We start from the raw sequence: 16,408 nt of genomic DNA, 5'->3' as shown, positions 1-16,408 counted from the left end.
GGGGCAGCGGAAGCGCGATTTATGGTCGCGCGGCCCCCATGTAAAGCGACTTGATAAAGGAACCGGCAAAAGGTGACAATTTTGCGACAACCGACACGCGCCGGCGTTCGCGACGCCGCGGCGAAGGTCGCTCAGGTGATCCCGGCCACACCCATCTATATCATCGAGATCAGAGGTGTATCCGTCGCGCTGAAGGCCGAGTCGCTGCAACCCATGGGCGCGTTCAAACTGCGCGGTGCGTGGCACCGGTTGACCGCACTGGACGAAGCCGCGCGACGCCGCGGAGTCGTCGCCTTTTCGTCCGGGAACCACGCGCAAGGAATTGCCTGGGCGGCGAAAAAACTGGGCATCGCCGCGACGATCGTAATGCCTGCGGACGCGCCGCGCTCCAAGCGCGACGGCACGCTGGCTCTCGGCGCGGAGGTGGTCGACTATGACCGTGCGACGCAAAGCCGGGAGCAGATCGCCGCGCAACTGGCGGAAGCGCGCGGCGCGACGCTCGTTCCCAGCTTCGACGACCCATGGATCATCGAAGGGCAGGGGAGCTGCGGTCTGGAAGCGGCGAGGCAGATGGTGGCGCGGGGCCTGCCGGAACCGGCGCAGGTCGTCATCCCGTGCGGTGGCGGCGGTCTCGCCGCGGGCATCGCCCTCGCGCTGCCGGACGCGCGGATCACCGTGGTCGAGCCGGAGGGCTGGGACGATATGCGCCGCAGTCTGGAGGCGGGGTGGATCGAGCCGGTCGGTCCCAACCCACCGCCCACCGCGTGCGATTCGCTCCAGACCCCGCGCGTCTCGCCGCTGACCTTCGACGTGCTGTCGCGCCGGGGCGCGGAGGGTGTCACCGTATCGGAAACGGAGATCGCCGCCGCGCAACGCTGGGCCGCCGAGCGCCTGCGACTGGTGGTGGAGCCGGGCGGCGCGGTCGCGCTGGCGGCGCTGATGTCCGGCGAGGTGCAGCCGGTCGCGGGAACGCTGGCGATCCTGTCCGGTGGCAATGTCGATCTCGCGGCCTATGCGGGGGTGCTGGCCGCATGACCGGCCCGCTCGCCGCGATAGCCTCCGCCGCCCCCGCCATTGCGATGCTCGGCTGCTTCGCCTGCATCGCGGGCGGAGCCGTGCTGATCGTCCGCCAGCGCAACTATTTCAAGGGTACGCTGATGCTCGTGATGGCGGCGGTGCTACTGGGAAACGTGCTGATCTGGACGATGTGAGGGCGGCTCCCGTCCGGCTGTGTCCGACGCCAGCCATGCCGCCGCGCTGTTGCAAGGCAGGCCCGCCGCGGGCGAAGCCCGCGTCGTCGGACGGCGCGAGGCGCCGCCGGCCGGGCGCGCCGCCGGGGCGCGGCATAGCTCGCTATGCCGCTGCGGCGCGCCTCACTTGATCGGCGACTTCGGGTCGAGGCGCATGTCCAGATACTTGTCCACCGAGCCCATCAGCTGTGGCATTTCATGCTCGAAGAAGTGGTTCGCCTTCGGGATCGTGTCGTGATGGATGGTGATGTGCTTCTGCGTGCGCAGCTTGTCGACCAGCTTCTGGACGGCGCCGGGCGTCACCACCTCGTCCGCCTCGCCCTGGATGATGATGCCCGACGAAGGGCAGGGAGCCAGGAAGGTGAAGTCGAACATGTTCGCGGGGGGCGCGATCGAGATGAAGCCGCGGATCTCAGGTCTCCGCATCAGCAGCTGCATGCCGATCCACGCCCCGAAGCCGGTGCCCGCGACCCAGGTCTGCGACGCCTCCGGGTGGAAGCTCTGCACCCAGTCGAGCGCCGACGCCGCGTCGGACAGTTCGCCGATGCCGTTGTCGAACGTCCCCTGGCTCTTGCCGACGCCGCGGAAGTTGAAGCGCAACGTCGCAAACCCGCGGCGCTGGAACGTCTTGTAGAGTTCCTGCACGATCCGGTTGTTCATCGTCCCGCCTGCGCTGGGATGCGGGTGCAGGATCATCGCCACCGGGGCGCGAGGACGTGGTGCGGGGGCGAAGCGCCCTTCGAGACGGCCTTCGGGACCAGGAAAAATGACTTCGGGCATAAGAGACTCGTCCGGGAAAGCGCGACCGAGGTGGAGCGCGGAAACTGGCGCGCTATATAGGCACCGTCCCTTCTTTCGCAAACGAAACGGCCCACCCGCTTGCCCCGCATCTATCTCGACCATGCCGCGACCACGCCGATGACCCCCGCCGCGCGTGCCGCGATGGCGGAGGCGGCGGCGATCTGGGCCAACCCGTCGTCGCCCCATGCGGAAGGTCGCGCCGCGCGTGCCGCGCTGGAGGATGCGCGCCGCCGCATCGCCGCCGCCTATGGCTGGACGGGGGAGGTGATCCTGACCAGCGGCGCGAGCGAGGCGCTGGCGCTGGCGTTGACCCGCACGCAGGGCGCGCATCGCCGCATCACCGCGGTCGAACACGACGCCGTCTTTCGCGCCGCTGCCGATGCGGAGGTGCTGCGCGTCGATGCGAACGGCCAGCTTGCGGACATCCCCGTCGCGGCCGACACGCTGACCTGCGTGCAGTGGGCGAACAGCGAAACCGGCGTTCGCCAGCCGATCGCCGCCATCGCCGACGCACTTCACGACGCCGGCGGCCTGCTGCTGGTCGACGCCGCGCAAATGCCCGCGGGCGTCGACGCGGATATCGCGAAGGCCGATTTCATCGCCGTTTCCGCCCACAAGCGGGGCGGCCCCCCCGGTATCGGCGCGCTGCTGGTCCGCGATCTCGGCAGGTTGATGCCGACCGGCGGGCAGGAGCGGGGCTATCGGCCGGGAACGGAGAACGTGCCTGCCGCGATCGGCTGGGCCGCGGCGCTGGCCGAAGCGGAGGACGTGAGCGCGATGGCCGCGCTTCGCACCCGGCTCGACGATGCGATCCTGCGCTCGGGCGGAGACGTCGTCGCCGCCGCGGCAGCGCGCCACCCCGCGATCGGATCGTACCGGCTGCCGGGGGTGGCCTCCGCCGCGCAGCTGATCCGCCTCGATCTCGCAGGGTTCGCGGTGTCCGCCGGCAGCGCCTGTTCGTCGGGCAGCATGAAGCCCAGCCACGTCCTCGCCGCGCTGGGCTACTCCGAGGAGGCCGGTCGCGAGGTCATCCGCGTCAGCTTCGGCCGCACCACGACGGCGGCGGAGGTCGACGCCTTCATCGCCGCATGGCGCAATGTCGCCCGCGCCACGCGCAGTTTCGCGGCATGATCTACCTCGATTATCAGGCGACGACCCCGCTCGCGCCCGAGGCGTTCGAGGCGATGCTGCCGTGGCTGCGCGACCAGCACGCCAATCCCCATTCCGCACACCGCCCCGGCCGCGCCGCCAGGGCCGCCGTCGAAGTCGCCCGCGCGGAGATCGCCACGTTGCTGCCGCCGGGGGGACGTGTCGTCTTCACCAGCGGCGCGACCGAGGCGCTGAACTGGGCGATCAAGGGCAGCCGCCGGCCGGTCACGACGATTGCGACCGAACATGCGGCCGTGCTCGATACCGTCGCGGCGGTCGGCGGCGCGACGATCCTGCCGGTCGACGGGGACGGTCGCGTCCAGCCGCCGCCAGCGAACGATGGCCTCGTCGCGGCGATGCTCGTCAACAACGAGATCGGCACGATCCAGTCGCTGGGCGAGATGCGCGGCGCACCGCTGCTGTGCGATGCGGTGCAGGGCTATGGCCGCGTGCCGATTCCCGGCAATGTCGATCTCGTCGCCGTCTCCGCGCACAAGATTCATGGGCCAAAGGGGATCGGCGCGCTTTGGATTCGTGACGGCGTCCACCTCGAACCGCTGCTCCACGGCGGCGATCAGGAGGGCGGCCGTTCGGGCACGCTCTCGCCCGCCCTGTGCGCGGGCTTCGGCACGGCCGCCCGCCTGATGCGCGACCGCGCCGTGCAGGACGCCGCGCATGTCGAACGCCTCTGGTCGCTCGCCACCGATCGGCTGGAGGGGTGGACGATCAACGGTTCGACCGAGCAGCGCTACCGCGGCAACCTCAACGTCCGCCGACCGCGGCTCGACGTCGCGCGCTTGATGAGCGACTTTCGCGATATCGCCTTTTCCGCCGGCTCGGCCTGCGCCAGCGGATCGGGTCGCCCCAGCCATGTCCTGCGCGCGATCGGGCTGACGGATGCGGAGGCGCGCTCGTCGATCCGGCTCGGCTGGGGGCGGTATACGACGGAGGTGGAGCTTGGCGACGCGCTCGACCGCCTGACCGCCGCGGCGGAGGCGCAGGCATGATCCGCGTCCGCTTCGAGTCGCCAGACGGTGCCGTCGTCGACGCGGCAGGCGTGGACGGTGCGCGCCTGCTCGACGTGGCGCAGGCCGCCGGCATGCCGCTGGAGGGCACCTGCGACGGCGACATGGCCTGTGCCACCTGCCACGTCATCGTCGCCGCCGGCGACTTCGCGCGCTTGCCGTCGGCGTCGGAGGCGGAGGAGGATCTGCTCGATCTCGCGCCTGCCGCGACGCGCACCAGCCGGCTGTCCTGCCAGATCCGGCTGACCGACGTCCTCGATGGCCTGACGGTGCGGGTCCCCGCCGACTGAAGGTGGCGGCAGACGGCGTGAGACTTCGCCCGACCCACCGGCAAATCTGACGTTTTAACAACGGCGGGTTCAGCGACAATCCATCGGCCGGGGTCCATTCCCCCTTCATGCCCGCACCGGGATGCGGGTCAGTAAAGGAGTATGGAGCCATGAAGATCATCGCATCGATGAAGATCGTGATGGGTGCCGGCCTGATCGCCGCCAGCGGCCTCGCCGCCGCGACGCCGGCCGAGGCGCAGCGCTGGGACCGCGACGGATACGGGCGCGGCGGATATGATCGTGGTCACGATCGGGATTATCGCGACGATCGTCGCGGCCGGCACTGGAACCGTGGCGACCGTTGGGATCGCGGCGATCGCTGGCACCGCGGCAACGCGCGCTGGGATCGCGGTTCGCGCTGGGGCGGCCGGGACTATCGTCGGGGCAGGACGGTGTGCCGGTACGAACGGACGCGCCACGGCCCCGTCCGCAACTGTTTCCAGGTCTATCGCTGAACCCCCACCGACCGGATCGGACCGGATGGAACGGGCCTGTCGCCCCGGACATTCGGCCCCGACCGGAAGCCAAAAAGGATGCACGTCATGACGTTCAAATTCGTTCTCGCCGCCGCGCTCGCCGTCGTCGGCGTCTCTCCGGCGTTGGCCAGCCCGGCCGCCGCCGCCCCTGTCGCGGCCCCCGCGCCGCTGGCCGCCGTCGCCGCGTGGGAACCGCAGCGCACGGTCGTCCACGAACGCACCGTCGTGCGTCGCGGACCGGGTTATGGCCGGCCGGGCTATGGCCGCCCCGGCTATCGCAATCGCGTCCGCACGCGCCGCGTCTGCACCAACCGCTGGCGTCACGGCGAGCGCGTCCGCGTCTGCCGCACGGTGCGCCGCTACCGCTGACGACTTGATCGCGCCGCCCGGCTCCGCCATAGGGGCCGCGGGAGTCGGGCGGACGTGGTCGTCGCCAACCCGGTCAGGTCCGGAAGGAAGCAGCCGCAACGATTCCGCCACGGGTCGTCCCGGCTCCCACCGCGCAGTGCGCGAGACGCCGCAATTGCGGCGCACGCGCGCAAGCGCGGCCGGCGGGCAAAGCCCGACCGACGGCGCGGCTCGGCCGCGACGCCCCTTCTGCCTCCCTGGCCCCGTCGCCCGTGGAGAACGCCTCCCCCGGGGAGGGCGCGCCCCAACCACGAACCTGTCCTACGCCCCCCACATCGTGCATAGCGTCCGCATGCCCGCGACACCGCAGCCCTCCGCAAACACCCCCCTGACGGCGGCCGTCCGCGCGCCTATGTGGAGACCGATGGAACGCTTCCACTTCCTCCACTTCGGTGCCGCCCGTGGCTGATTCGTTCGACCTTGGCGAACCCGTCCAGCCTGCGAAGCCGGAGGCGTACCGCGTCCTCGCCCGCAAATACCGGCCGCAGACCTTCGCGCAACTGATCGGCCAGGACGCGATGGTCACGACGCTGGGCAACGCGATCGCGCGCGACCGGCTGGCGCATGCGTTCCTGATGACCGGCGTGCGCGGCGTCGGGAAGACGTCGACCGCGCGGCTGATCGCCAAGGCGCTGAACTGCATCGGGCCGGACGGGCAGGGCGGTCCGACGATCGACCCGTGCGGTGTGTGCGAACCGTGCCGCGCCATCGCGGAGGGCCGGCATATCGACGTCATCGAGATGGACGCCGCCAGCCATACCGGCGTCGATGACGTGCGCGAGATCATCGACGCCTCGCGCTACGCCGCCGTCTCCGCGCGCTTCAAGATCTACATCGTGGACGAGGTCCACATGCTCTCGAAAAACGCCTTCAACGCGCTGTTGAAGACGCTGGAGGAGCCGCCCGCGCACGTGAAGTTCCTGTTCGCCACGACCGAGGTGAACAAGGTTCCGATCACCGTGCTGTCGCGGTGCCAGCGGTTCGACCTGCGCCGCATCCCCGCCGACAAGCTCGCGAAGCATTTCGCGGAGGTCTGCGAGAAGGAAGGCGTCGTCGCCGAACCGGAGGCGCTGGCGCTGATCGCGCGCGCGGCGGAGGGCTCCGCGCGCGACGGCCTGTCGATCCTCGATCAGGCGATCGCGCATGCCGGGCTGGAGGGGGGCGGCGTCACCGCCGATGCCGTGCGGCAGATGCTCGGCCTGTCCGACCGGGGTGCGGTGCGCGACCTGTTCGCGATGCTGCTGGCGGGCGATTCGGCGGGGGCGCTCGGTTCGCTGCGTCGGCAGTACGACTACGGCGTCGATCCCGTCGCGGTGCTGCGCGCACTGCTGGAGACGGTGCACGGCGTCACGCTGTCGAAGGTCGGCGGCACCGACGATCCCGCGCAGGCGGTGGAGGAACGCGCGGCGCGCACCGACTGGGCGGCGCGCCTGTCCTTCCCGGCGTTGCACCGGTTGTGGCAGTTGCTGCTGAAGGGCCATGACGAGGTCGCGCACGCCGCCTTGCCGATCGAGGCGGCGGAGATGGCGCTGCTGCGGGTCATCCACGCGTCCAGCCTGCCCGATCCGGGTGAACTCGCCCGCCGTCTGGCTGGAGCGCCCGATGCCGCACCGGCACCCGCGCCCGCCGCACCATCGCCGCCGCCCGCGTCGACCATGCCCGCCGACTTCGCCGCGTTGGTCGATGCGCTGGACGAAGGCGGCCAGCTCGCGCTGGCAGCGCGGCTGCGGCATGGCGCCCGGCTGGTCCGCTACGCGCCGCCCGAAATCGTCTTCAGCGGATCGCGTCCGATCGCTACCGACACGCTGGCGGAACTCGCCGCCGCGCTGAAGGGTATGACGAAACAGGTGTGGAAGCTGTCGCTGGACGATGTCCCCGGCGAGCCCACGCTGAACGAGCGCCAGCTTGCGGCCGATGCGGCGGAGCGGCAGGCGATGCTCGACACCCCGCTCGTCCGCGCCGCGCTGGCCGCGTTCCCGGACGCCGAACTCGAATGGCCCAACCAACGGAGCTCCGCATGAAGAATATCGACGAAATCCTGGCGATGGCCGCCAACGTCCAGCAGGAACTGGAAAAGGCGCAGGCGAACCTCGACACGATCGAGGTCGAGGGGGCATCGGGCGGCGGTCTGGTCAAGGTCAAGGCGTCGGCCAAGGGTCGCATCATCGGCATCGCCATCGACGATTCGCTGATGCAGCCCTCCGAAAAGGGCATGCTCGAAGACCTGCTCGCCGCCGCGTTCAACGATGCGCGCGCGAAGGCCGATGCGGTGTCCGGCACGGAGATGTCGAAGATGACCAGCGGCCTGCCGCTGCCGCCGGGTTTCAAGCTGCCGTTCTGATCCCGTTCCGCAGTCGTTACGCTACGGGAACAGCCTGTGCCGGTGCCGCGTTGAACGCCGCACCAGTAACAGGGAGAGTATCATGGCAGACGAACGCATTGTAACCAGCGACACCGCACCCCACACGACCGTGATCGAGCGGCGCGGCGGCGGTGGCACCGCCATGATCGCCGTCGTCCTCCTGATCGCCGTCCTGATCGGCGGCTTCTATCTGTTCAGCCGCCAGGGAGCGCAGAACAGCAAGGACGCTGCGATCACCTCCGCGGCGAAGAGCGTCGGCGGTGCGGCCGACAAGGTCGGCGACGCGGTCGGCTCGGACAAGTAACGATCGAGGCGAGGGGGGCGATGGCCGCTCCCCTCACTTCACGCAGGCGTCCATACCGTTGCGACGGACGACCGCGACATACCGGCTCAACGTGTTGCCATGCCGCCGGACGAATCCACGCGGATCGATCGCCGCGCGTTTCTTCGGCAACGGTAACACCGCCGCAATCCGCGCCGCCTCGGTCGGCGACAGTTTCGATGCGTCATGCCCGAAATACCGGATCGCTCCGGCATTCGCGCCATATGTGCCGATACCCGTCTCGGCCACGTTCAGATACACTTCCATGATCCGCCGCTTGCCCCACAGCGTCTCGATCAACACCGTGAAATACGCCTCCAGCGCCTTTCGGATATAGCCGCCGCCCTGGAACAGGAATGCGTTCTTGGCGGTCTGCTGGCTGATCGTCGAACCGCCGCGGATGCGCCCGCCATGCGCGTTCCGCCACGCCGCGTTGGCGATCGCGCCGAAGTCGAAGCCATGATGCTGGCAGAAGCCGGAATCCTCACCCGCGATCGCCGCCCGGGCCATGTCGGGGTCCATGTCGGACAGCGACATCCAGTCCTTCGTCACGCTGCGCCCGCCGACCACATCGCCCATCATCGTGAAGGTGAAGGGCGGCGGCACGAAGCGATAGATGCCGACCCAGAGCAGCGACGCGGCGACGAAGATCAGGACGGCCTTCAACAGCCAGCGCAGGACGATGAACATTCCCGCTCCTTACGGCCAGAGGGCCTTGTCCGCCAAGATGGCGTCCGCCGCCGCGATGCCGGTTACGTAGGCACCGTGCGCGGTCGAGAAATCATGCCGGGAGCAAGCCTCTCCAGCGAAGAAGATGCGGTCTTCCACCGGCTCGGCCAGCACCGCGCGCCGATCCGCATGGCCGACGCGGGCGTGGCTGTAGCTGCCGCCGATCCACGCCTCGTGCCGCCACCGCGTCGCAGTGAGCGGCGTCAGCCGGGTCCGCCATTCGCCGCCGAGCAGCGCGACCAGTTCATCGACGGCGAACGCCGTCGCCGCCCGCGCGTCCTCCAGCGCCTCCGCGCACGGCCCGCCGAAGAAGCTCTCGATCACCGGCCACCCGAACGGCGACAGACGATGGCTGGCGGTGCAGGCGCTGTGCGGGTTGCCGATCAGATGCGCGTTGGCGGGCCAGTCCGGCGTATCGACGCGCAGCATCACCTTGTCCGCCAGTCCCAGCGGCAACGCGGCGGCGGCTTCGTGTTTGCCGGGCAGGGGAGGGTCGAACACCAGCCGCTCCTCCGCCAGCACCGTCGTCGGTACGCAGACGATCACGCGATCCGCCTCGATCGTGCCGCCCGGCGTTTCCAGCCGCAGCATCCGGCCGCGCCGGTCGATCCGCGTCACCGGCGTGTTCAGCCGCACCGGCACGTCGCCGGCATGGCCGACGATCAGCGTCCCGTACCCCTCGCACACCGCCCAATTGTCGTCGGTGGCGGCGTCCTCATACGCGGCCCAGTCGTGCAGCGAGACGTCCGCGAGTGCTGCTCCGTTGGCATAGCCGGAGATCGCGTCGATCATCGGCCGCGCCGGATCGTCGTCGGTGATGAAATCGGACAATGGGCGGTCCGGGCCTGCCAACGCGGCGTGCGCCGCCGCTTCCCACCGCGTAAACGCGTCGCTGAAGGTCCGCTGCTCGTCGAGCGGGTAGCCGAGGTCGCGCCATTGCACGCCCCAGTTGGGCGACGATCGATCGATCGTAAAGCCCGCCCCCCCGGCGATGTCGGTCCACGGATTGCGCCCCGCCGAGTGGAGCCAGCCACATCCGAGATCGAGGGTAGCGTCGCCGAAGCTCACGCTATGCGCGCGCCCGCCGATCCGTCCGCGTGCCTCGACGAGCAGCACGTCCCGCCCGGCGTCGTGCAACCGCCGTGCCGCGGCAATGCCCGCGGCACCGCCCCCGACGACGACGGTCTTCATGTCACGCCTTCACGTCAGGCCGCGAGCAGCCGCTTTTCGCCGGCCAGTCGCATCATCGCCTTTTGCAGCTTTTCGAACGCACGCACCTCGATCTGGCGCACCCGCTCGCGGCTGACGCCGTAAACCTGCGACAGTTCCTCCAGCGTCTTCGGGTCGTCGGTCAGGCGACGTTCGGTCAGGATGTGCTTCTCGCGATCGTTCAGGTCGTCCATCGCCGATACCAGCATGTCGTGGCGGACATCCGCCTCCTGCTGGTCGGCGACGACCTTGTCCTGCAACGGCGCGTCGTCCTGCAGCCAATCCTGCCACTGACCCTCGCCATCCTCGCGCATCGGCACGTTGAGCGAGGTGTCGCCACCCATCGCCATGCGACGGTTCATGCTGACCACGTCGCTTTCCGCCACGCCCAGATCGGTCGCGATCTTGGTCACGTCCTCCGGCTTCAGATCGCCGTCCTCGAACGCGTCGAGCTTGGACTTCATCCGGCGCAGGTTGAAGAACAGCTTCTTCTGCGCCGCGGTGGTGCCCATCTTCACGAGGCTCCACGACCGGAGGATATATTCCTGGATCGACGCGCGGATCCACCACATCGCATAGGTGGCGAGGCGGAAGCCGCGATCGGGCTCGAACTTCTTCACGCCCTGCATCAGGCCGATATTGCCCTCGGAGATCAGCTCCGACGTGGGCAGGCCATAACCGCGATAGCCCATCGCGATCTTCGCCACGAGGCGCAGATGGCTGGTCACGAGCTGCGCCGCCGCCTCCGTGTCGCCATGCTCCTGAAAGCGTTTGGCGAGCATATATTCCTGCTCCGGCTGGAGCAGCGGAAACTTGCGAATCTCGGACAGATAGCGGTTGAGGCTCTGCTCCCCGCCCAGAGCAGGAATCGTCGCCGGGACGTTGCTGCCTTTTGCCATGATTGCATTCCCTTTCGTCGAAGGACGTGTCCGCCGCGCCGCAGCGTGAAACGTCTGGTCTATACGTGGAGCCGGGTGAACAGTTCCTGCATGTCGGGCGGCATGGCGCTGTCGAACGCCAGTCTCGAACGGCTGATCGGATGGATGAACCCCAGGTGCGCGGCGTGCAAGGCCTGCCGCTGGAACCCCAGCGTTTCCAGCAGGGCGCGAATCGTGCCCTTGCCCTTGCCGTAGACGGGGTCGCCGAGCAGCGCGTGGCCGATCGACGCCATGTGCACGCGCACCTGATGCGTCCGCCCCGTTTCCAGCCGGCATTCGACCAGAGCCGCGCCGTTGAGCGGCTCCATCGTCGTATAGTGCGTCACTGCGCGCTTGCCGCCCGCGACGATCGCGATCTTCTTGCGGTTCTGCGGACTGCGCGCGAGCGGGGCATCGACCGTCCCCGCCGCCGGGCGCGGAATGCCGCCGGTGATCGCGCGATACCGCCGGTCGATGCTGTGGTCGGCGAACTGTTTCGCCAGCCCCTCATGCGCGCGATCGGTCTTGGCGGCGATCATCAGGCCGGACGTGTCCTTGTCGATCCGGTGGACGATCCCCGGTCGCGCCACGCCGCCGATGCCCGACAGCGATCCGTGACAATGATGCAGCAGCGCGTTGACTAGCGTGCCGTCGAGGTTGCCCGCCGCGGGGTGGACGACCAGCCCGGCGGGCTTGTCGACGACGATCAGATGCTCGTCCTCGTATGCGACGACGAGCGGAATATCCTGGGCCTCGTTATGCGCCGGCGTCGGGTCGGGGACCGCCACCGCGAACAGCGCCCCCGCGCTCGCCCGTTTCGCCGGATCGCGCGCCAGCAATCCTTCGTGGGACACCGATCCCCCGGCGATCAGCACCTTCAGCCGCTCCCGCGACAGCGTCGGCACCGCGTCGGCCAGCGCGCGATCCAGCCGCCAGCCATCCGCCGCCGGTGCGATCCTCGCTTCGATGATGGAAACCCCCCGGTTCATGTCGTAGCGAGATATGGATGGAGGTCCGGATTTCAAGCGAGATACTGGATCGAATCGTTGCCGAAACGATCGTCTCGCCCGATCGGGAGGTCTGCGGGCTGCTGCTCGGCGAGCCGGCGTGCGTCGCGGGCGTACGATCCTGTCGCAACGTCGCTGCCGATCCCGCGATCCGGTTCGAGATCGATCCTGCCCAGCTGCTCGCCGCGCACCGCGCCGCGCGGACGGGCGGCGCGGCCATCGTCGGTCACTACCATTCGCACCCCACGGGTATCGCCGCTCCGTCGCGACAGGATGCCGCCGATGCCGCGCCGGACGGATCGCTGTGGCTGATCGCCGCAGGCGGAGTCGTCACGGCGTGGCGGGCCGGCCCCGATGGCCCGGTGCACGACCGTTTCACGCCTGTCGCCTTGCGCGTCACGTCGCGGGACGGCATCAGGGGTCGTAATAACTAGGGAAGACAGTATGACCATCAGCCCTGTCGACTTTGCGAGCCTGCTCTGTTCGCGCCTGTGCCACGACCTGCTGTCGCCGGTAGGCGCGCTCAACAACGGGCTGGAGCTGCTCGCGGACGAGACCGATCCGGCGATGCGCGAACGCTGCATGGAATTGCTGGCGGAAAGCGCGCGCACCTCCGCGAACAAGCTGAAGTTCTTCCGGCTGGCGTTCGGCGCGGCCGGCGGTTTCGGCGATGCGGTCGACCCGCGCGAGGCGAAGAACGCGATCGAGGGGCTGTTGAGCGACGCCAAGCGCACCACGCTCGGCTGGATGGTCGATCTCGACACGATGCCGAAACCGGCCGTGAAGGTCCTGCTCAACCTGTCGCTGATCGCCAACGAAGCGCTGGTCCGCGGCGGCACGCTGGATGTCGGGGCGGAGGAGAATGCCGGGCAGCTGGAGATCGTCGTGAAGATCGAGGGCCTACGCATCATCCTCGACCCCGAACTGCGGCGGATGCTGACCGACGGGGCGGGCGAGCAACCCGTCGCGGCGCGCACCGCCGCCGCGTTCCTCGTCAATACGCTGGCGCACGAAGCGGGCGGCGCGGTGCTGGTGTCGGAGCCGGCGGAGAACGTCATGATCTTCGGCGCGGCGATGCGGGCGCGCTGACGCCCGGACCCGAACGGCGACCTAACGCCGGGTAAAGTCCGTATTAACGCATTTCGGGCACACCGGGGTCGAGCAAACCCCGGGAGCCTCATGGACGACCTGCTGCAAGAATTCATCGCCGAGACGCGCGAGACGCTGGAAGCGCTCTCGGGCGAGATCGTGCTGTGGGAAGCGCAGCCCGCCGACCGCGCCCGGCTGGACGCGATCTTCCGCTTCGTCCACACCGTGAAGGGCAGTTGCGGCTTCCTCGATCTGCCGCGTCTCGGCAAGCTCGCCCATTCGGCGGAAGACGTGCTCGCCGCCGTCCGCGACGGTCATCGCACGCCGGACACCGCGCTCGTCAACGCCGTCCTCGCGATCGTCGATCGAATCGGCGAACTGACCGAGGCGATCGCCGCCGGCATACCGCTGGACGACACGACCGAGGATCTGCTGATCGCCGCGCTGGCGGAGGATGCCGCACCGGTCAAGCCCGCCACGCCCGCCCCTGTCGAGGGACAGACGACCACCGGTACGCCGCAGTCGCGGGTGGCGAATCGCAGCGTCCGGCTGGGTGTCGAATTGCTCGACCGGATGATGGCGGGCATGTCGGAAATGGTGCTGGCGCGGAACGAACTCGCCCGCCGCCTGCGCGATGCCGCGCCCGACCCGCGGGTCGAGGGCGCGCTCGAACGCCTGTCGCTGACCGTTGCCGAAATGCGCGACACGATCACGCGCACCCGCATGCAGCGGATCGAGGCGCTGTTCTCCGCGATCCCGCGCATGGTTCGCGACACCGCCACGCCGCTGGGCAAGCAGGTGGCGCTGGCGATCGAGGGTTCGGACGTCGAACTCGATCGCGAGATGATCGAATTGCTGCGCGATCCGCTGGTCCACATCATCCGCAACTCGGTCGATCACGGGATCGAAATGCCGAACGAGCGGCGCGCGGCGGGCAAGAAGGAGAATGGCCGGCTGGTCGTGTCCGCCCGCCAGTCCGGCAACCGCATCCTGATCGAGATCGCCGACGACGGCCGCGGCATCGATGTCGACCGCGTCGTCGCCAAGGCGGTTCGCAGCGGCCTCCACACCGAAGCCGATGTGTCGCGGATGGATGATGTGCAGCGGCTGGAGCTGATCTATTGCCCCGGCCTGTCGAGCCGCGACACCGTCAGCGCGACATCCGGTCGCGGCGTCGGCATGGACGTGGTGCGCGCCAATATCGAGCAGATCGGCGGTCGCATCGCGCTGCGCAACATGCCGGGGCGCGGGCTGGTCATCACGCTGCAGGTGCCGCTGACGCTGACGATCATCCCGACGATCATCGTCGCGGTCGGCGCGCAGCGGTTCGCCCTGCCGCGCCAGTCGGTGGAGGAGATCGTGTCGCTGAACGGCGGTGCCGTCCGCATCGACCCGCTGGGTGATTCGCGCGTCGCCACCGTCCGCGGCCAGCGACTGCCGCTCGTCGCGCTGGGCGATCTGCTCGACATCCCGACCGAGGACCCCCGCGTCCTCGTCATCATGGCCACGCGCGAAGGCAATTTCGCGATGGCGATCGATGCGGTGCTCGACACCGAGGAACTGGTGGTGAAGCCCGCCGCGCCCGCCGTGATGGCCAGCGGCCTCTATGCCGGCCAGACCCTGCCCGACAGTGGCCTGCCGCTGCTGCTGCTCGACAGCGGCGGCATCGCCGCCGTCGCCGGACTGCGATTCGCGCCGACGATGGGCGATACCGCCGACGAGGCCCAGGTCGCCGAGGAAACCGGCGTGACCGCGTTGCTGTTCGACGATCTCGACGGTGCGCGACGGGCCATTGCGCTGGGCGTGGTCGACCGCGTCGAAACCGCGCCGGCGGCGATGATCCGGACGACCGGCGGCCGCCGGCATCTGACTGTCGAGGGCGGGGTCATCCCCCTGATCGCCGTCGCCGAACCGGCCGGCGGAGAGGGCGTCGCCGTGCTGCGCCTGACCGATGGCTTCGCCGAGATCGGTTACGCCATCGCCGAACCGCACGAGATCGTGACCTTGCCGATCGCTATCGCGCCGGCCCGGGACCGTCCGGGAATCGTCGGCGTCGCCGTGATCGACGGCGAGCAGATCGAAGTGATCGATCCGCACGCGCTGTTCGCAGGCGAGGCCCCGGTCAGCAGCGAACGGCCGCTCTGCCTGCTGCGCTGCGACGGCAGCGGCTGGATGGAGACGTTCCTGCGACCGGTGCTGGAGGCATCCGGCTATCGTTGCGCGCCATGGTCGCCGGGCGGGCCGGCCACGCCGGGCACCGTGACGCTGGCGATGGACGATGGCCCGCCCGATGTCGCGGCGGACACCGTCCTGACGTTGCGCCGTCAGGTCGCGGCGACTCCGGGCAGCGACAGCATCTATCGATATGATCGCACCGCACTGATCGCGGCGCTGGAAGCGCGAATGAATCGCTTCGGCGGCAGCAAGAGGAATGCGGCATGAGCGAGTTGTTCCTGATCGCGCACGTCGCCGGCCGCGCCATCGCCATCGATGCCGATCAGGTCGCCTCCGTCGTCGATATCGGCCAGGTCGTGGCGGTACCTCGCGCGTCCGGCGTCGTGCGCGGTCTGGCTGCGCTGCGCAGCCGCGTGGTGACGGTCATCGATACGCAGGCGGCCCTGGGTCATGGCGCGGCGGGAACGCCGGGCCGGGCGGTGATCGCCTGTTTCGACGGCCACCATTACGCCTTCCTCGTCGATGCGCTGGAGGATGTCGCGCCGTTCGACCGGACGCAGCTGTCGTCCGGCATGGCCCTCGATCGCGGCTGGGCAAGCTGCGCGGCGGGGGTGATCGAACGCGACGGCGAGCCGCTGCTCGTGATCGACCTCATCCGGCTGGTGCCGATGCCGATCGCCGCCTGAAAGTTCCTAACGGCGTACTCACGCGCGATTAAGCCGACGATTACGCTTTGCTGTCATACCGATCTTCGAGTTTGCGGAAGGCCCATTTCCCATGAAGACCTGTCTAGTTGTCGACGATTCCAAGGTGATCCGGAAGGTCGCGCGCCATATCCTCGAAACGCTCGACTTTCAGGTCAGCGAAGCGTGCGATGGCCGCGAGGCGCTGGATGCGTGCACCGCATCGCCGCCCGACGTCGTCCTGCTCGACTGGAACATGCCGGTGATGAGCGGCATGGATTTCCTCCGGGCGCTGCGCGAATCGAACGTGCCGACCCGCCCCAAGGTCGTGTTCTGCACGACCGAGAACGGCATGGCGTATATCCGCGCCGCGATCGAGGCCGGCGCCGACGAATATGTCATGAAGCCGTTCGATCGCGACACGATCGAAAGCAAGCTGCAGATCGTCGGCCTCGCCTGAATCCGTCGGCGCGACCG

At 69.2% G+C, this 16,408-nt stretch carries 20 protein-coding genes and 1 other RNA gene; 16 read left to right on the top strand and 5 right to left on the bottom strand.

Going from position 1 to position 16,408, the window contains the following annotated elements; genetic code table 11:
* Positions 1-72 precede the first annotated feature (72 nt).
* Positions 73-1,035 (top strand): threonine ammonia-lyase, encoded by a 963-nt coding sequence (locus tag ASG07_RS13425; protein ID WP_055847608.1) that lies wholly within the window; start codon positions 73-75, stop codon positions 1,033-1,035.
* The gene (locus tag ASG07_RS13420) at positions 1,032-1,211 is read left to right on the top strand and encodes a hypothetical protein (protein ID WP_055847605.1); all 180 of its coding nucleotides are present in this window, start codon (positions 1,032-1,034) and stop codon (positions 1,209-1,211) included. Before ASG07_RS13425 ends, ASG07_RS13420 begins: the two co-directional genes overlap by 4 nt.
* 162 nt (positions 1,212-1,373) lie before the next feature.
* On the opposite strand, the gene ASG07_RS13415 is transcribed toward ASG07_RS13420, so the two are convergent.
* On the bottom strand, positions 1,374-2,030 hold the full coding sequence (locus tag ASG07_RS13415) for an alpha/beta hydrolase (RefSeq protein WP_055847601.1): 657 nt from the start codon (positions 2,028-2,030) through the stop codon (positions 1,374-1,376).
* 138 nt (positions 2,031-2,168) lie between these two features.
* Here ASG07_RS13415 and ASG07_RS13410 point away from each other — a divergent pair, with 138 nt between their 5' ends.
* From ASG07_RS13410 to ASG07_RS13375, 9 genes are all read left to right on the top strand, one after another.
* Positions 2,169-3,182: a cysteine desulfurase family protein gene (locus ASG07_RS13410; protein ID WP_055848088.1), complete on the top strand. Its 1,014-nt coding sequence runs from the start codon at positions 2,169-2,171 to the stop codon at positions 3,180-3,182.
* Positions 3,179-4,207: a cysteine desulfurase family protein gene (locus ASG07_RS13405; RefSeq protein WP_055848084.1), complete on the top strand. Its 1,029-nt coding sequence runs from the start codon at positions 3,179-3,181 to the stop codon at positions 4,205-4,207. Before ASG07_RS13410 ends, ASG07_RS13405 begins: the two co-directional genes overlap by 4 nt.
* Positions 4,204-4,515, top strand: a complete 312-nt coding sequence (locus ASG07_RS13400; protein ID WP_055847598.1) for a 2Fe-2S iron-sulfur cluster-binding protein — start codon at positions 4,204-4,206, stop codon at positions 4,513-4,515. The genes ASG07_RS13405 and ASG07_RS13400 overlap by 4 nt, the downstream gene beginning before the upstream one ends.
* Before the next feature lie 149 nt (positions 4,516-4,664).
* Positions 4,665-5,009, top strand: coding sequence for a hypothetical protein (locus ASG07_RS13395; protein ID WP_055847595.1), 345 nt, complete (start codon positions 4,665-4,667; stop codon positions 5,007-5,009).
* Between the two features lie 87 nt (positions 5,010-5,096).
* Positions 5,097-5,399, top strand: a complete 303-nt coding sequence (locus ASG07_RS13390; RefSeq protein ID WP_156361879.1) for a hypothetical protein — start codon at positions 5,097-5,099, stop codon at positions 5,397-5,399.
* A gap of 37 nt (positions 5,400-5,436) precedes the next feature.
* Positions 5,437-5,532, top strand: an RNA gene (gene ffs / locus ASG07_RS17000) — signal recognition particle sRNA small type.
* 307 nt (positions 5,533-5,839) lie between these two features.
* Positions 5,840-7,459 (top strand): DNA polymerase III subunit gamma/tau, encoded by a 1,620-nt coding sequence (locus ASG07_RS13385; RefSeq protein WP_055847590.1) that lies wholly within the window; start codon positions 5,840-5,842, stop codon positions 7,457-7,459.
* On the top strand, positions 7,456-7,779 hold the full coding sequence (locus tag ASG07_RS13380) for a YbaB/EbfC family nucleoid-associated protein (RefSeq protein WP_055847587.1): 324 nt from the start codon (positions 7,456-7,458) through the stop codon (positions 7,777-7,779). The genes ASG07_RS13385 and ASG07_RS13380 overlap by 4 nt, the downstream gene beginning before the upstream one ends.
* Positions 7,780-7,861: 82 nt before the next feature.
* Positions 7,862-8,104: a hypothetical protein gene (locus tag ASG07_RS13375; protein ID WP_055847584.1), complete on the top strand. Its 243-nt coding sequence runs from the start codon at positions 7,862-7,864 to the stop codon at positions 8,102-8,104.
* Positions 8,105-8,137: 33 nt separating this feature from the next.
* Here the strand turns inward: ASG07_RS13375 and mtgA are convergent, their stop codons facing one another.
* Genes mtgA through ASG07_RS13355 form a run of 4 tightly spaced genes read right to left on the bottom strand, consistent with a single transcriptional unit; the run spans position 8,138 to position 11,966 of the window.
* Positions 8,138-8,812 carry a monofunctional biosynthetic peptidoglycan transglycosylase gene (gene mtgA, locus ASG07_RS13370; RefSeq protein WP_055847580.1) on the bottom strand — a complete coding sequence of 225 codons (675 nt, stop codon included), beginning with the start codon at positions 8,810-8,812 and terminating at the stop codon, positions 8,138-8,140.
* Positions 8,813-8,821: 9 nt separating this feature from the next.
* Positions 8,822-10,042, bottom strand: coding sequence for a flavin monoamine oxidase family protein (locus ASG07_RS13365; RefSeq protein WP_055847578.1), 1,221 nt, complete (start codon positions 10,040-10,042; stop codon positions 8,822-8,824).
* A 14-nt stretch (positions 10,043-10,056) separates the two neighbouring features.
* Positions 10,057-10,959, bottom strand: a complete 903-nt coding sequence (gene rpoH / locus ASG07_RS13360; protein WP_055847575.1) for an RNA polymerase sigma factor RpoH — start codon at positions 10,957-10,959, stop codon at positions 10,057-10,059.
* 59 nt (positions 10,960-11,018) lie between these two features.
* Positions 11,019-11,966 (bottom strand): RluA family pseudouridine synthase, encoded by a 948-nt coding sequence (locus ASG07_RS13355; RefSeq protein WP_055847572.1) that lies wholly within the window; start codon positions 11,964-11,966, stop codon positions 11,019-11,021.
* A 17-nt stretch (positions 11,967-11,983) separates the two neighbouring features.
* On the opposite strand from ASG07_RS13355, the gene ASG07_RS13350 reads away from it, so the two are divergent.
* From ASG07_RS13350 to ASG07_RS13330, 5 genes are all read left to right on the top strand, one after another.
* Positions 11,984-12,418 (top strand): M67 family metallopeptidase, encoded by a 435-nt coding sequence (locus ASG07_RS13350; RefSeq protein ID WP_055847569.1) that lies wholly within the window; start codon positions 11,984-11,986, stop codon positions 12,416-12,418.
* Between the two features lie 10 nt (positions 12,419-12,428).
* A complete protein-coding gene (locus tag ASG07_RS13345) occupies positions 12,429-13,073 on the top strand; it encodes a histidine phosphotransferase family protein (RefSeq protein WP_055847566.1) in 645 nt (214 codons plus the stop codon).
* Positions 13,074-13,163: 90 nt separating this feature from the next.
* Positions 13,164-15,515, top strand: coding sequence for a chemotaxis protein CheA (locus ASG07_RS13340; protein WP_055847563.1), 2,352 nt, complete (start codon positions 13,164-13,166; stop codon positions 15,513-15,515).
* A complete protein-coding gene (locus ASG07_RS13335; protein WP_055847560.1) occupies positions 15,512-15,934 on the top strand; it encodes a chemotaxis protein CheW in 423 nt (140 codons plus the stop codon). Before ASG07_RS13340 ends, ASG07_RS13335 begins: the two co-directional genes overlap by 4 nt.
* Positions 15,935-16,025: 91 nt before the next feature.
* Positions 16,026-16,391: a response regulator gene (locus ASG07_RS13330; RefSeq protein ID WP_055847557.1), complete on the top strand. Its 366-nt coding sequence runs from the start codon at positions 16,026-16,028 to the stop codon at positions 16,389-16,391.
* Positions 16,392-16,408 lie beyond the last annotated feature (17 nt).

This window comes from Sphingomonas sp. Leaf343 (assembly GCF_001423765.1).
In the GTDB taxonomy this organism is placed as follows: Bacteria; Pseudomonadota; Alphaproteobacteria; order Sphingomonadales; family Sphingomonadaceae; genus Sphingomonas.
The sequence above is the reverse complement of the archived record's forward strand: the minus strand, read 5'-3'. Positions and strand labels throughout refer to the sequence as shown.

Excerpts from the sequence above, each read along its gene's own strand:
- ASG07_RS13375 (WP_055847584.1), top strand. The coding sequence starts at position 7,862 with ATGGCAGACGAACGCATTGTAACCAGCGACACCGCACCCCACACGACC.
- ASG07_RS13410 (WP_055848088.1), top strand. The coding sequence starts at position 2,169 with ATGACCCCCGCCGCGCGTGCCGCGATGGCGGAGGCGGCGGCGATCTGG.
- ASG07_RS13355 (WP_055847572.1), bottom strand. The coding sequence starts at position 11,966 with ATGAACCGGGGGGTTTCCATCATCGAAGCGAGGATCGCACCGGCGGCG.
- ASG07_RS13350 (WP_055847569.1), top strand. The coding sequence starts at position 11,984 with ATGGAGGTCCGGATTTCAAGCGAGATACTGGATCGAATCGTTGCCGAA.
- ASG07_RS13345 (WP_055847566.1), top strand. The coding sequence starts at position 12,429 with ATGACCATCAGCCCTGTCGACTTTGCGAGCCTGCTCTGTTCGCGCCTG.
- ASG07_RS13390 (WP_156361879.1), top strand. The coding sequence starts at position 5,097 with ATGACGTTCAAATTCGTTCTCGCCGCCGCGCTCGCCGTCGTCGGCGTC.
- ASG07_RS13380 (WP_055847587.1), top strand. The coding sequence starts at position 7,456 with ATGAAGAATATCGACGAAATCCTGGCGATGGCCGCCAACGTCCAGCAG.
- ASG07_RS13365 (WP_055847578.1), bottom strand. The coding sequence starts at position 10,042 with ATGAAGACCGTCGTCGTCGGGGGCGGTGCCGCGGGCATTGCCGCGGCA.
- rpoH (WP_055847575.1), bottom strand. The coding sequence starts at position 10,959 with ATGGCAAAAGGCAGCAACGTCCCGGCGACGATTCCTGCTCTGGGCGGG.
- ASG07_RS13335 (WP_055847560.1), top strand. The coding sequence starts at position 15,512 with ATGAGCGAGTTGTTCCTGATCGCGCACGTCGCCGGCCGCGCCATCGCC.
- ASG07_RS13420 (WP_055847605.1), top strand. The coding sequence starts at position 1,032 with ATGACCGGCCCGCTCGCCGCGATAGCCTCCGCCGCCCCCGCCATTGCG.
- ASG07_RS13395 (WP_055847595.1), top strand. The coding sequence starts at position 4,665 with ATGAAGATCATCGCATCGATGAAGATCGTGATGGGTGCCGGCCTGATC.
- ASG07_RS13330 (WP_055847557.1), top strand. The coding sequence starts at position 16,026 with ATGAAGACCTGTCTAGTTGTCGACGATTCCAAGGTGATCCGGAAGGTC.
- ASG07_RS13340 (WP_055847563.1), top strand. The coding sequence starts at position 13,164 with ATGGACGACCTGCTGCAAGAATTCATCGCCGAGACGCGCGAGACGCTG.
- ASG07_RS13405 (WP_055848084.1), top strand. The coding sequence starts at position 3,179 with ATGATCTACCTCGATTATCAGGCGACGACCCCGCTCGCGCCCGAGGCG.
- ASG07_RS13400 (WP_055847598.1), top strand. The coding sequence starts at position 4,204 with ATGATCCGCGTCCGCTTCGAGTCGCCAGACGGTGCCGTCGTCGACGCG.
- ASG07_RS13415 (WP_055847601.1), bottom strand. The coding sequence starts at position 2,030 with ATGCCCGAAGTCATTTTTCCTGGTCCCGAAGGCCGTCTCGAAGGGCGC.
- mtgA (WP_055847580.1), bottom strand. The coding sequence starts at position 8,812 with ATGTTCATCGTCCTGCGCTGGCTGTTGAAGGCCGTCCTGATCTTCGTC.